12 protein-coding genes and 1 tRNA gene are annotated in these 12,835 nt (G+C 59.4%); 5 read left to right on the top strand and 8 right to left on the bottom strand.

Features of this window, described 5'->3' with window-relative positions:
* Window positions 1–648 precede the first annotated feature (648 nt).
* The 3 genes from galE to ADN00_RS01510 are packed head-to-tail and all read right to left on the bottom strand — an operon-like array spanning window position 649 to window position 4,702.
* Window positions 649–1,665: a UDP-glucose 4-epimerase GalE gene (gene galE, locus ADN00_RS01520; RefSeq protein ID WP_075061192.1), complete on the bottom strand. Its 1,017-nt coding sequence runs from the start codon at window positions 1,663–1,665 to the stop codon at window positions 649–651.
* Between the two features lie 21 nt (window positions 1,666–1,686).
* Window positions 1,687–3,735 carry a hypothetical protein gene (locus ADN00_RS01515; RefSeq protein WP_075061191.1) on the bottom strand — a complete coding sequence of 683 codons (2,049 nt, stop codon included), beginning with the start codon at window positions 3,733–3,735 and terminating at the stop codon, window positions 1,687–1,689.
* Window positions 3,704–4,702 (bottom strand): glycosyltransferase family 2 protein, encoded by a 999-nt coding sequence (locus tag ADN00_RS01510; protein WP_152966216.1) that lies wholly within the window; start codon window positions 4,700–4,702, stop codon window positions 3,704–3,706. Before ADN00_RS01510 ends, ADN00_RS01515 begins: the two co-directional genes overlap by 32 nt.
* Before the next feature lie 134 nt (window positions 4,703–4,836).
* Between ADN00_RS01510 and ADN00_RS01505 the strand changes: the two genes are divergently transcribed.
* A complete protein-coding gene (locus tag ADN00_RS01505) occupies window positions 4,837–5,019 on the top strand; it encodes a hypothetical protein (protein ID WP_152966215.1) in 183 nt (60 codons plus the stop codon).
* A 60-nt stretch (window positions 5,020–5,079) separates the two neighbouring features.
* A complete protein-coding gene (locus ADN00_RS01500) occupies window positions 5,080–5,844 on the top strand; it encodes a MerR family transcriptional regulator (protein WP_075061188.1) in 765 nt (254 codons plus the stop codon).
* 614 nt (window positions 5,845–6,458) lie between these two features.
* On the opposite strand, the gene ADN00_RS01495 is transcribed toward ADN00_RS01500, so the two are convergent.
* Window positions 6,459–7,085, bottom strand: coding sequence for a DUF2812 domain-containing protein (locus ADN00_RS01495; RefSeq protein WP_075061187.1), 627 nt, complete (start codon window positions 7,083–7,085; stop codon window positions 6,459–6,461).
* Entirely contained in the window at window positions 7,082–7,411 is a 330-nt protein-coding gene (locus ADN00_RS01490) for a PadR family transcriptional regulator (protein WP_075061186.1), read from the bottom strand. Before ADN00_RS01490 ends, ADN00_RS01495 begins: the two co-directional genes overlap by 4 nt.
* 517 nt (window positions 7,412–7,928) lie before the next feature.
* Here ADN00_RS01490 and rsgA point away from each other — a divergent pair.
* From rsgA to ADN00_RS01475, 3 genes are all read left to right on the top strand, one after another.
* A complete protein-coding gene (rsgA, locus tag ADN00_RS01485) occupies window positions 7,929–8,915 on the top strand; it encodes a ribosome small subunit-dependent GTPase A (RefSeq protein ID WP_075061185.1) in 987 nt (328 codons plus the stop codon).
* The gene (locus ADN00_RS01480; protein ID WP_075061184.1) at window positions 8,909–9,457 is read left to right on the top strand and encodes an RNHCP domain-containing protein; all 549 of its coding nucleotides are present in this window, start codon (window positions 8,909–8,911) and stop codon (window positions 9,455–9,457) included. Before rsgA ends, ADN00_RS01480 begins: the two co-directional genes overlap by 7 nt.
* A 61-nt stretch (window positions 9,458–9,518) precedes the next feature.
* Window positions 9,519–9,591: transfer RNA gene (locus tag ADN00_RS01475), tRNA-Asn, on the top strand.
* 390 nt (window positions 9,592–9,981) lie between these two features.
* On the opposite strand, the gene ADN00_RS01470 is transcribed toward ADN00_RS01475, so the two are convergent.
* From ADN00_RS01470 to ADN00_RS19940, 3 genes are all read right to left on the bottom strand, one after another.
* On the bottom strand, window positions 9,982–10,728 hold the full coding sequence (locus ADN00_RS01470; RefSeq protein WP_075061183.1) for an alpha/beta fold hydrolase: 747 nt from the start codon (window positions 10,726–10,728) through the stop codon (window positions 9,982–9,984).
* A gap of 500 nt (window positions 10,729–11,228) precedes the next feature.
* A complete protein-coding gene (locus ADN00_RS01465; RefSeq protein WP_075061182.1) occupies window positions 11,229–11,765 on the bottom strand; it encodes a GNAT family N-acetyltransferase in 537 nt (178 codons plus the stop codon).
* A gap of 12 nt (window positions 11,766–11,777) precedes the next feature.
* Window positions 11,778–12,818 carry a bifunctional GrpB family protein/GNAT family N-acetyltransferase gene (locus ADN00_RS19940; RefSeq protein ID WP_075061181.1) on the bottom strand — a complete coding sequence of 347 codons (1,041 nt, stop codon included), beginning with the start codon at window positions 12,816–12,818 and terminating at the stop codon, window positions 11,778–11,780.
* Between the last annotated feature and the right edge of the window lie 17 nt (window positions 12,819–12,835).

Genomic DNA, 12,835 nt, shown 5'->3' with positions numbered 1-12,835 from the left:
GACCCAGCTATTCAGATAAGCCAATAATTCGTGATGTGAAAATATTATACAGAGACTGAATTAAAAAAACAAACGTTTTTGATCAAATTGTCAGGCAAACAGATGGTTTTTTTCCTCACGCGCGGGGCGGATTGGCTTCGGCAGGATGCGGACCCCACCCCAAGCCCATCCCAACATGCTGGAAAAGGCATTTCAGGGAGGGGGTTTGGTTTCATGGGGCGGACGGCCGTCCGCCCCCACGAAAGAAGCCGGGCCTCAACCCCAAGGCACCTTCCCTGGCTTGCCGGGGAAGGCCGGGATGGGGTCTACGTATTGCCAACCTTGCTTATCAATTACGGAATCGTCGGCTTTCGCGCGGCGATCATGCCATTCACCTTCACCAATCCCCCCGCCGCTCAAGCCGACCTACAAGTATGTTTTTGGGTCGGATGACCTGGATTGCGTTAAAACCATTTTGTCCCCGCCCGAAACCCGCCGTTGAATCCAGATATGCTGATTGGTGGGTTTCGGGGCTGCCAACTTGCCAAAGTGCCAACATCCTCGCGCCCCTGCACCCACCCTACCTGTCCTTGAAAATCATAGCGAAAAAAGACTTAAAAACCGGTCTCCCTTCAATAAGGGGAGACCGGTTTTCTCAATTCACTCGGGTTAATCGTCCCAATGCAAAATGCTGTTGCGCAGCTCGCCCCATTTGAGCGCGTCTGCAATGCACTGCTCAATGCTGAGCTGCGGCTCCCAGCCCAACAGGGCCTTGGCGCGGTCGCGGTTGGCGTAAGCGCCGGCCACGTCGCCGGGGCGCGGGGGCGCTTCGCGCTTGTTGATCTCCTGCCCGTAGACGCGTTCAAAGGCGCTGAGCAGCTCTTTGACCGTCACTCCGTTGCCGGTGCCCAGGTTGATTACCAGGTAGTTGTCGGTCGGGTTTCCGGCGCGCTCGAACACCGCGTCGAAGTCGGTGATGGCTTTCACATGTGCTTGCGCCAGATCCCAGACGTGCACATAATCGCGGATGCCCGTGCCATCTCGCGTGGGCCAACCGGTGCCGGTGATGAGAAACTCGTCCAGCTCACCCAGGGCGGTCTGTACCAGCTTGCCAATCACCAGCGAGGGGTAGCGGATCTGCAGGCCGGTGCGCATTTTCGGGTCGGCGCCGATGGGGTTGAAGTAGCGCAGGGCGATGCCTTTCATGTTATAGGCGGCGCAGAAGTCTTTCAGCACCATTTCCATCATGTACTTGGTGCGCGCGTAGGGGCTGCCGGGGCGCAGCGGTGAATCTTCCACCACCATATAACCCGGCACGGTGTCGTAGAGCGAAGCAGAAGAGCTGAAGACCACCTTGCCGTAGCCCAGGTCGGAGAGGGTTTTGAACAGCTCCACTGATTTGGACACGTTCTCACGGTAATATTCGTAGGGCATGGCGGTCGACTCGGGCACGATGATCAGCGCGGCGCAGTGCACGGTGGCTTGAATATCGGGGTGCTCTTTGAAAATACGCTCAATCAGCGCCCGGTCGGCAATGTCGCCCTGGTAGAAGATGCGGTCGCGGGTAAACTCAACCCGCCCGCGGACCAGCGAATCGAGAATGACGGGGGTGTGGCCGCTGTCGATCAGCGCCGAAGCGATGGTGCTGCCAATATACCCGGCCCCGCCGGTGATGAGAAATTTCATAACGTCCCTCCTGAATTCAGATTACTGGCTCGCGCCGCAGCCCAGCTCGCCCAGCGCGGTTGTCAGGGCGGTGTCTTTTTCGGGTGACGCGGGCGTCTGGTTGTCAATACGCTGCCACAGACGGCAGAGCGGTTCCTGCATAAAGGGGGTAATCGCCTGGGATTCACGGCTGAGTTCCAGGGCGCGCTCCCAACTGCCGGTGTGGGCGTAGCCTTCAATGAATGGCAGGCGTTCCATCGGGTCGTTGGGGTAATCACCCAGGGCAAAGGCCTCGTCTCCCAGGGCGGCTACCTGCGGCCAATCCCCCAACTGGCGCGCCAGGTCGGCCTTTTGATAATAATAACACCAATTGTGCGCCGGTTCGCTGCCGAAAATGGCGGCGGGCGGGCGGGCGGACTGGTCTGCGGGAACGGCGTTGATGCGCGCCGTGTCGGTCAGCTCGGCGGAGACGCGCATCAGCTCGGGGATCATCTTGTTGAGTGGCTCAATTTCAGGGTCCAGCACGCGCAGGCAGGCCGGGGGCGCGTACTGCACCGCCACCACGTCCGACGTGCTGCCGCTGAAGGTGGAGGCCAGGTAATTCTGCTCAATGGGCAGGCCGGGGCGCAGGTCTTTGAGGCCCAGCTCGAGGCGCACGGTGGGGAAGTAGAGCATGTACGACATCTGCGCGCTGTTGTTATCGGGGGCGAACAGCCAATTGAGCGGCGAGGTGAGCGAGTTGTCGCTGCAAAACTCGGTGGGCAGGTCGTTGGTCAGCAGGGTGGTGCCGGGCTCCAGGGCGGGCATGCGCCAGGCGAGCTGCCAGAAGAGGCCGCGCTGAACGTCCCACGAGCGGCGAAACTCATTGGCCGACTGAAAGTGCACGCCGATGGCCAGCGCGGCGAAAACGCCTACCAGCCCGGCTTTGTACCAGCGCGGACCCGGCAGCCAGTTGAGCAGCGCCGCCAGCGCCAGGCTGCTGCCCAGCATGAAGGGCAGAGTGAAGCGGTTGGAGGGGTAGATCAGCGAAGGAGTGAGGTTGGTCATCCAGAAAGGCGCGCCGGCGAAGAGCATCGCCAGCAGGCCAAAAGCCAGCATGGCCAGCGACTCGCGCCGCTTGTGGTCGTCCGCGTCTTCGGGTTTGGTTTTCAGCAGATACACCAGCAGCCCCACCAGGCTGGCGGCCACCAGCAGCGCCAGCACCTGTGTGGTGCGGCGGCCTAGTTCAACGGTGTTGGGCAGCCAGAAGACGCGTCCCCAGGCGGCCAGGGCGGTGGTGAAAAAATCGCGCAGCACGGCCAGCGCCAGCCCGGCGATAGCCTGAAGGGGTTGCGCGCGCAGTTGCGCCAGCAGCACGTTTTCGTAGTTCTGGTTCTGATATTCGAACAGAAAGGTGCGCCAGACGAAAGCCGCCACAAAGACCAGCAGATAGGGAATCCACCCCAGGGCGGCGCGGCGCAGGCGCTTCTGCTTCTCGACGGGCAGCGCCAGCCAGATCACCAGCGGGCGCAGCAATTCGAGCATGAAGAAATATTCCATCATAAACAGGTTGGCCGCTGCCAGAACCAGCGCCAGCGGGGTGTACAGCCAGGCGCGTTGTGGATTTTTGACGGCCAGCACAGTCAGGCAGAAGGAGATCAGCAGCGCGCTGAGCACCACAAAGAAGTGCCCGTAGGTGATGGCAATATGCTGCTGGGTAAAGCCGGGGTAAAGCACAAACAGCAGGCTGGCCCACAGGGCGGCGTCTTTGCGGCGCGGCCACAATAGATTCACCAGCCACCACACGCCCATGCCGGTGAGCCAGCGGAAGACCAGCGCGAAGGTCTGCCAGTGCCAGGGCTGCTCGCCCAGCAGCGGGGTGGTGAGCTGGTAGAGCCAGCCCCACACCGGACGGTTGGTGGAAAAATAGCGCGTCAGGCCGGGCGCGCCCAGCTTTTGCGAGATCCACACAAAGGCCCAGTCATCCCAGTAAAATCCCAGCCAGGGGATGAGAATGCCGTAGCTTAACACGCAGGCCGCCAGCAAAGCCAGCGGAACGCTCCAGGTTGGAAATTGAAAATTACGCAGACGGGTCAAGAGGGTTTTCATCATGGGGAGGTTTCTGGGAGATCGCTTTGCGGATGAGGTATATGGGGCGCTGTTTGACTTCCTGGAAGATATAGCCGATATAAATGCCGATCAGCCCCAGGGTAACCATCAGGCTGCCGCCAATGATCAACAGCATGAACATTAACGAGCTCCAACCGGGGGCCAGTTGCGCGGTGTTGCCGGTGACCCAAAAACTGAGCACATACACGGCTTCGATGAGGGCCAGCACCAGAAACAGCGCACCAATGCTGACGGCGGCGTACAGGGGCATAAGGGAGAAGGAGAAGATGGCGTTCATCCCCAGGCGCAGCATTTTTCGCAGTGAATACTTCGAGGCGCCGGCCAGGCGCTGGGGCGGGGTGAAAGGCAGAATGATGGTTTTGAAGCCCATCCAGGCCACCATGCCGCGCAAAAAGCGGTGATATTCGCGCATGCCGCGCAGCTTTTCAACTACCACGCGTGACATCAGACGAAAATCGGCACCGCCGGGCAGAATTTGGGTTTCGCCCAGGCGGTTGATGACCCGGTAAAAGAGGGCCGAGGTGAGGCGTTTGAAGGGCGTAAGGCCCTGCTCTTCCACGCGCTGGGTGAGCACGATGTCGTAACCCTGTTCGGCCAGGGCCAGCATTTCGGAGATGAGCGCCGGGGGGTGCTGGCCGTCACCGTCGAGGGTGATGGTGTAGTCGCCGCAGGCACGATCTAACCCGGCGGTGAGGGCGGCCTGGTGCCCAAAGTTGCGGCTGAGTTCGATCACGCGCACGCGCGCGTCGGCCTGGACAAGCTGCTCCAGCACGGCCTGGGTCTGGTCGCGCGAGCCGTCGTTGACGTATAAGATATTGAAGGTGTAAGGCAGCCCGGCGATGGCCTCGCTCAACTGCTGGTGAAAGAGGGCCGCGGCGGCTTCCTCATTGAACATGGGAATCACCAGGTCCACCGTGGGAGGGCAGAGAGGGCAGAGAGAAGGGTTCAAAACGCCTCAAAGGTTACAAGGAATCAAAGGCAAAACTGCCTGTCAGGGTTATTATAATGGAGAATCAAGCGCAAGCGGCGGACGAAACGCGCCGGATAATATTTTCACGAAAAAACAAAAACTACACGAAATTAATGTTCTACGTTGTGAATGTTAAAGAAAGCGGCTTTTGGGCCGGGCGGGGGCGGCGGACTGGCGCGCTGGCCCGACTCATATTCGAGCCGTCTGAGGCGCATTCCTTGCCCAGGCCGCGCGTCTGGGCTAGAATGGTCTCATGCCGCTCGCCGGTTGCCGCGCCGCTGGAACAGCGCGCCTGACCTGCGTTCAACCCGGTTGGAAGCGTAAAAAATCTTTTTTGGAAGAAAAAAATATTTTCGATGCCTTACAAGCGATTAAGCACCAAAAAAATTGCCGACATTGTGGGGGTTCACCCCAACACCGTGCGCCTGTATGAGAGCGTGGGCTTTCTGCCGCCCATTCCGCGCGCGGCCAACGGCTATCGGCAGTACACCGAGGCGCACATCGACCAGATGCGCCTGGCGCGCAAAGTGATGGGCTCGCCCTGGCTGGGCCGGCCCATCCGCCGCATGGGTGTGGAACTGGTGCTGACCGCCGCCAAAGGCGATCTCTCCGAAGCGCAGTGGCTGGCCTACCAGCACTTGAAACTGGTGGAGACGGAACTGGCGCAGGCCGAGCAGGCCGCCGAGGTGCTGGCACGCTGGGCCGCGGGAGAGCGCACGCAGGAGGACGGCCAGCCCGCTTTGCAGATTAAAGAGGCGGCGCGCGCCCTGAATCTGACGGTGGACGTGCTGCGCAACTGGGAGCGCAACGGGCTGATTGAGGTGCCGCGCAACCCGCGCAACCGCTACCGGCAGTACGGCGCGCCGCAAATGGAGCACCTGCGCGTGCTGCGTATTCTACTGCGCTCAGGCTACAGCACCATGGCTGTGCTGCGTGCCATGCTGCGCATGCAGGGCGAGGGGGGCAGCAGCGGCGATGTTCTGCGCCAGGTGCTGGATACCCCGCGCGAAGATGAAGACGTGCTCACCGCTGCCGACCGCTGGATCACTTCGCTGCGCAGCCAGCAGCAGCGCGCGCTGGAGATCATTGAGCTGGTGGAAGAGATGCTCAAGAAGCTGTAGGCGGAGCGTTAAACCATCCACATAAAACGAATGTTTAAGGGCATAATACCTGTTTATGAAAAAGCCGACCCCCGCCCGAAACCCGCCTGTATTTTGTATGACCTTGGAAGAACCAGAATCGCCATTCTTATGTAGGGGCTCGAGGCTGAACACCCGTTTTTTTGGGTGTCAAGCCCGGTTTTTTGGGGCGGATGGCCATCCGCCCCTACCGAAGAAGGGGATTCTCTCCGAAACCCGCCGGTGTTGGAAAGCGTTGTGACGGCGCCACAGCCGGGGATGGGGTATCCACTCAACCCCAAGGCACCTTCCCTGGCTTGCCGGGAAAGGGCGGGAAGGGGCCGATAACGGGCTAACCTCGCTCATCAATTACGGAACCGTCGGCTTTCGCGCGGCGATTCCGTAAATCACATTCACCAATCATTCCCCCGCCGCTCAAGCCGACCTACAATATTGTTATTCGGGCGGATGGCCATCTGCCCCTACCGAAGAAGGGGATTCTCTTGTAGGGCGGTGTTGAGGGCGGAACGTCTGTTTTGAGGTAGATCTATCTGAAACCGCCCGAAACCCGCCGTTATTCTACTACGGGGCGGAGCAGCCGCAATATCTGCCGCCCATCAACCCTGCTGGCGCAGAAGTTTGCGGTACTGGAAGGAAAAACGCAGGCTGAAGAAAACGAACAGCAGCACAATCAACAGCGGCAGCAGGCCGCCTGCCACGCGCAGCACCACAAAGGGGGTCTCGAACAGGAAGCGCAGCCAGAACTGCATGCCTTGCATCTGCCACAGACCGGGGGTGAGGTAGCCCAACTCCTGAATCTTGATCGCGCCATTGGCATACAGCGCCGTGTAGATGGGCAGGAAGGGGATGAAAGACAGCAAACTGTACTGCGCGTAACGCAGATAGCGCTGCGCCCGCGAGGCCTGGTCGGAAAAGATATCGGTTTGCTCGCCCTCTTTGCGGGTGGTGTAGAAATAGTAGTTGTAGCTGCCCTTTTGGGGCGACACACAGCGCCATCCGCTGTCTTCAAACAGCGACACATACTCGTCCATCTCTTCCTGGCGCTTGAAAAACCGGAAATCAATCTTATAGACGCGCTCTTCGGGTTGGCCCTGCTCAAAGACATACTTCCATCCACTGCTGACGTTCACCAGATGCCAGCCCTGCCGGGACTGCGCTTCGAGCCAGGCTTCTTCTTTTTCAAACGATAAAAACAACTGATATTCGGTTCGTTGGGTGTTCATTGGTTGGTGTCTCCTTCAAGAACGGCCGCGCTGATCGCGACCAGATGTTGCAAGCGTTGGTATTCCAGTTCCATTACCTGGCGGCCCAGATTGGTGAGGGTGTAGACTTTGCGGCGGCTGTCGCCTTCGTCTTCCAGCAGCTCAATCAGTTTTTGCTTTTTCAAATTGTCCAGCGCGCCATACAGCGTGCCGGGGGCCAGGTTGACCCGCTCATTGCTGAGCGATTTTACATTTTGCATAATGCCGTAGCCATGCAGCGGCTGCGTCAGGCTGAGCAGAATATAATAGGTGGCTTCCGTCAGCGGGAGGTGTTGATTCAAGTTCATGAAATCTCCATTGATATCGACTTTCTTTATACCGGTCATCGTTGCATCGTTATACGATATATCGTTAAGCGATATAATATCTCGGTTTCGCCGGGTTGTCAAGGGTGAAAAGGAGAGTTTCGAAAAAAATGATTGACCACGACTTCTGAATTTACTCTTGACAAGGCAAAAAGGTCATGATAAATTTTGAAAGTTGTAAATATTCTGACTAGAAAGGGCGCGAAAATTTTTTGTTCAACTCAGCATCGGTGCTTGTCTTCCATAGAACCGCATGAGCGCGCCTGTTCACTTATCGTCAGACGATTAATTTTGATTTCCAATTGAGTTGACCAGCCACGGGACGCGTTTGTGCCCCGTGGCTTTTGTTTTAACCTGGGTTAAAACCAGCTCGGGTGCTTTCTTCCAGCGCCGATCTGCCCCATCGCCAGATGGATTTCCCATATTTACCGTTCACCAGCCACGGGATTTTACCGTGGCTGGTGATTGTTTAAGCGATGGTAACAAGGTATTTTTCACAATGAAGAACAAGAATAACAACATCCACGACGGCGTCGTGATCAAGAAGAACAACGGACAATACTGGGTATGGAGCAATGGGCGGGAACTGCGCTGCGGGTTGAACCTGCATTCCAACCCTGCCAATGGCAAAGGCAAAAATAAACCTACCCGCGCCGCCAGCCCGGAGATTGTGGTTGGCGAGCAGGTGGGCGTAACCATGAACGCCGACGGCTGCGCGCAGATTTGCGAAGTCTATGAGCGCAGCAATCGTTTGGCGCGGCGCGCCGCGCAGTCCATGCCGGGGTCGCGCGCCAGTGAGCAGGTGATCGCCGCCAACATCGACCAGATTGTGGCGGTCATGTCGCTCAGCCAGCCCGCTCCGCGCTGGAACCTGCTCGACCGCTATCTGGCCTCGGCCGAATCGCTGGAGATCGAAGCGCTGATCTGCCTGACCAAGGCGGACGCCGCCCGCGGCGACAGCGGCGAGCTGGACGAAGCTGCCCGGGCCGAGATCGAAACCTACCGGCAGATTGGCTACCGCGTGCTGCTCACCAGCGCGGTCAGCGGTGAAGGTCTGCCCGAACTCAAGCAGGCCCTCGGCGGGCGGGTCTCGGTGCTGCTGGGCAAAAGCGGCGCGGGCAAAAGCTCGCTGCTCAATGCCCTGCTGCCCGGCCTGAATCTGCGCGTGGGCGAGATCAACGCGGTGACTGGCAAAGGCCGCCACACCACCACCGGCGCGGAAATGCACGCCTGCGACTACGGCGGCTGGCTGGTGGACACCCCCGGAACGCGCGAGTTCGGCCTGTGGGACGTGGACAGCGACGACCTGGCCTGGTTTTTCCCGGAGATGCGCCCCTGGCTGGGGCAGTGCCGCTTTGGCCTGGACTGCCAGCACGACGAAGAGCCGGGCTGCGCGCTGCGCCAGGCGGTGATGAGCGGGCACATCAGCCCGCGCCGCTATTTCAGCATGATGAAGTTGAAGGAAGAAGGGTACTTCCAATGGTAGATGAGTTTTATGAATGGATGATTGAAGAATCGCGCCTGCGCGGCAAGCGCATGTCGAAAGACCGGCACCGTTCCGGCGCGCGGGTGGAGACTGAGGGTTTCCGCTGCGCGCGCTGCGGGGCGTTTGTAGTAAGAGATGCGCTCTTTTCCGGGGTAATCAACCGCAATCACTGCCCCTACTGCTTATGGTCGCGGCATGTGGACTGGCAGCGCGCCGGTGACCGCATGTCGGCATGCAAGGGCAAAATGCGCCCGGTGGGGCTGGCGCTCAAACGTGAGCGCAATCAATACGCTGCCGATTCAGGCGAGTTGATGCTGATCCACGCCTGTGAGGAGTGCGGCCAGGTCTCGGTCAACCGCATCGCCGCCGACGACTGCGCCGAAGAAATACTGGCCTTGTTTGAGAACACCGCACTGCTCACGCCGCGGGTGCGCCAGGCGCTGCAATCGGCGCAAATCGAGTGGCTGGGGCAGGAGAAAAGGCGGGTCGTTCGCCGCCGCCTGTTTGGCGTGGAGGAGGTGGATTGCGCCATGGCGCCCTAGACTTTTTTGGTGTGTCTTCCTTGACAATTTGGGGGGCTAGTGTTTATAATACCAAACACGTTCCACGATAGCTCAATCGGCAGAGCAAGCGGCTGTTAACCGCTCGGTTCCAGGTTCGAGTCCTGGTCGTGGAGCTAGTTTTTTTTAAGAATTTTCTTGTAGGGTGGGTGCAGCGTCAGCGGAACCCACCTTTTTGCTTTAATTTATTCGGTTCCAGTCCCCCATGAGGGGGTAAGTATTCGAGTCCTGGTCGTGGAGCTAGTTTTTTTTAATGCCCCATTCGGTTCCAGGCCCCCATGAGGGGACGATGTTCGAGTCCTGGTCGTGGAGCCTGTTTTTTTAAGAATTTTCTTGTAGGGTGGGTGCAGCGCCAGCGGAACCCACCTTTTTGCTTTAATTTATTCGGTTCCAGTCCCCCATGATGGGACGATATTCGCGCCCTGGTCGTGGAGCCTGTTTTTACCCCCGCTTGTGTTCTCCCCCATTTTCGATACGGCTGAAAATGGGGGAGAATGCGTTATACCTTACCCAACTGTCTCCAAAAACGCGCTGGCGGCGCGGCGGTAAACATCGGGGCGCGACCACATTAAGGGATGGCTGCCCTGATTCACATAAACCACACTGCAATCGGGGATCTGCCGGGCCATGCTTTCCATCTGGCTGGCAAAGCCGGGCAGCGATTCATCCGCCAGGCTGCCGGTGAGCAGCACCGGGCAGGCGATTTGCGCCAGCCGCCCGCGGAACGGGTCGCCGCCGGTTTGGGCGAAGCGCCGCAGCATATCGCTGTCGGCCTGCACCACCTGCTGCCAGTCGGGGCCGTGCGCCTTTTCCCAGAACTGCGCGGCGCCCGGATTCTCCAGGTCGCGCCCGTCGGCTTCGCTTTCCAGCTTGCCGGGCGGGAAGATCTCCAGCCCACTGTCGGCGATCACCGCTTTCACCCGCGCGGGGAACAGGATCGCGGTCAGCAGGGCAGTGATGGCCCCGCCGCTGGCGCCGGTGACCACCGCCTGCCCGGCGCCAAGGTGCGCGATCAACGCGCCAGCCGCGCGCGCGCCCTGCTCCCACCAGTCCACCGGCCAGGTCTGCACCCGCTGCGATTGGCCGGTGCCCAAAAAATCCATGCAAACGGCCCGGCGCGTCTGGCTGAAATAATCCACTTCGCCCTGGTGAAAGACGGATGAAGCGGTATTGCCGGGCAGAATCAGCAGCAATTCTCCGCTGCCCTGCTGGCGGTAAAAGATTTGGTTTCCTTCAAAGTTAAAGAATGGCATGGTATCCCTTCCGTATTTGTTTCCAATATCGAATACCTCTCCACATGGAGAGATGGCTGGACCATAGGCAGGGATTGGGGAAAAAATGGAGACGGTAAAAAACCGCTACTGGACCGGAAGATCATCCCTGCTTGCCGATCATCACCGCGCGGAACCCAATAGGGCACTTCCTCCCCGAGAATCAAAAAATGGCGGGGTTGGATGGGTTGGGTTTGGCGGGATGGCTGGTCAAGCAGCTTAGATGATATTCATATTCACCTCAAAATCCGGTCTGGTGTAATTTTAGCAGGAAAATCGCGGGGTGGGGCTGGCCAGGTGGGCGGAAAATCGGCTGACCTTTCGGCTGTTCTCCCCAAAAAAACGTCTTTTCTGGTTTTTGGGGAGCCGCGAAATAACGGTGCGTTGGCTGCACGCCGCTCAACCACCAGCGCCCTTTCCACACGGTCAACAAAAGTTACGCAGCCAACGACACCCTACGGAGTTCCAAATGGAGGGAGCGCCTAAGCCTGGGCGGCAAACCACTCTTCTTCCAGCATGGCGTAGAAATATTCGTCCCACCAGCGCTCGCCGCTGAGATGAAGGCACTTCTGAAAATGACCTTCGCGGCGCATGCCCAATTTTTCCATCACGCGCACCGAGGCGGTGTTCTCCGGCTGGCAGGTGGCGATGACGCGGTGCAGTTTCAGCGTTTCAAAGCCGTATTTCAGCAGGGCGGTGGCTGCCTCGGTGGCGAAGCCGCGGTTGTGATAGCGGGTGTGAAACACCCAGCCGATTTCATAGGTATTCGGACCAAACCAGGGATGGAACATCATGTGGCCAACCAGCGCGTTTTCTTCTTTGAGCATCACGGCAATGGACTCTTCATAGTCACTGGTGCCCTCGGTGACCAGCTCGCGCGCCTGGTCTTCGCTGAACTGGCCGTCCGGCAGATAGGCGGTCACCGCCGGGCTGGACATATACTCGTATACCATTTGCCAGTCTTGCGGCTGGAAGCGGCGCAGAGCAAGACGCTGCGTTTCAAAAGGTTCAAAGTTCATTGGGTTTCCTGTTTAATCTTGCTTGCGCAGGATGTAATTCAGCCCCTCAGCGTCCTGGCCGGTGAAGGTGAAGCCGCATTTGGCCAGCACGCCCTGTGAGGCGGCGTTGTGCGGCAGCACGCCGGTGGCGGTGATCGCCCGGCAGCCCGGTTGGGCAAAGGCCCATTCCACCAGGGCGCGCAGGGCTTCGCTGGTGTAGCCCTGTCTGCGGCAGCGCGGATCAATGCCGTAGCCCACTTCCACCACGCCGTCCGCGTCCGGCTCGCCCTTGAAGCCAATGCTGCCAATCCCGGCGGGCTGGTCTTGGGGAATGATCAAAAAGTAAGTGTACCAGGCGTAGCGCTCTGGCTGGGCCAGGGCCATTTTGTGCAGTTTAATGGAGATGGCGCGCTTCACCGGCGGGTCGCTGATCTCCGGCAGCACCGGCATGCCCAGGTCGGCCTCCAGTTGGGGCAGAGCGTGCAGCGCCCATTCCAACTGGCGCGGGCTGAGCGCGCGCAGGGTCAGGCGCGGGGTCTCGATCACCGGCAGGCGCATGCGTTCCTCCACCCAGGCCAGCGCGCGCCGGTCAAGGTCTTGAATCAGCCCGTGCTTGCCGTCCATGTAGGCTTCGATATCGTGGGGAAATTGGGCCGCCAGGCGCGCTTTGAGCTGGCTGTATTCCTGCGCTTCGGCCGGGTGGGCGGTGAGATAATCGCGAAAGCGCAGATGCCGCCCGATGTGCGGGCTGCCCAGCCCAAACGCGTGCAGGTGATGGCTGCGCCGCTCCTCGCTGCCCTTGATGTAAAAACGCCGCCCGGGGATGCCGTACTCCCCTTTGGGCAGGTAGCCCAGTCCGCGCATGGTCTCGTCATACGCATCCAGGCTTTCGACCTGGCTCACTACCAACAGCATGTCAATCACCGGCTTGGCCTTGATGTCGGGGATGGCGGTGCTGCCGATATGGTGAATGTCCACCACCTGGCCTCCCAATGCAGCGCGCAGGTTTGCCGCTTCTTCCGCGAAGGCGGTTTTCCAGGCCGGATTGGGGTCGGTTACTTCGATAGTGCGCATGGGTCCATCCCTTTGTG

It is taken from the genome of Ornatilinea apprima, from assembly GCF_001306115.1.
In the GTDB taxonomy this organism is placed as follows: Bacteria; Chloroflexota; Anaerolineae; order Anaerolineales; family Anaerolineaceae; genus Ornatilinea; species Ornatilinea apprima.
This window is presented reverse-complemented; position numbering and strand designations above follow the sequence as displayed.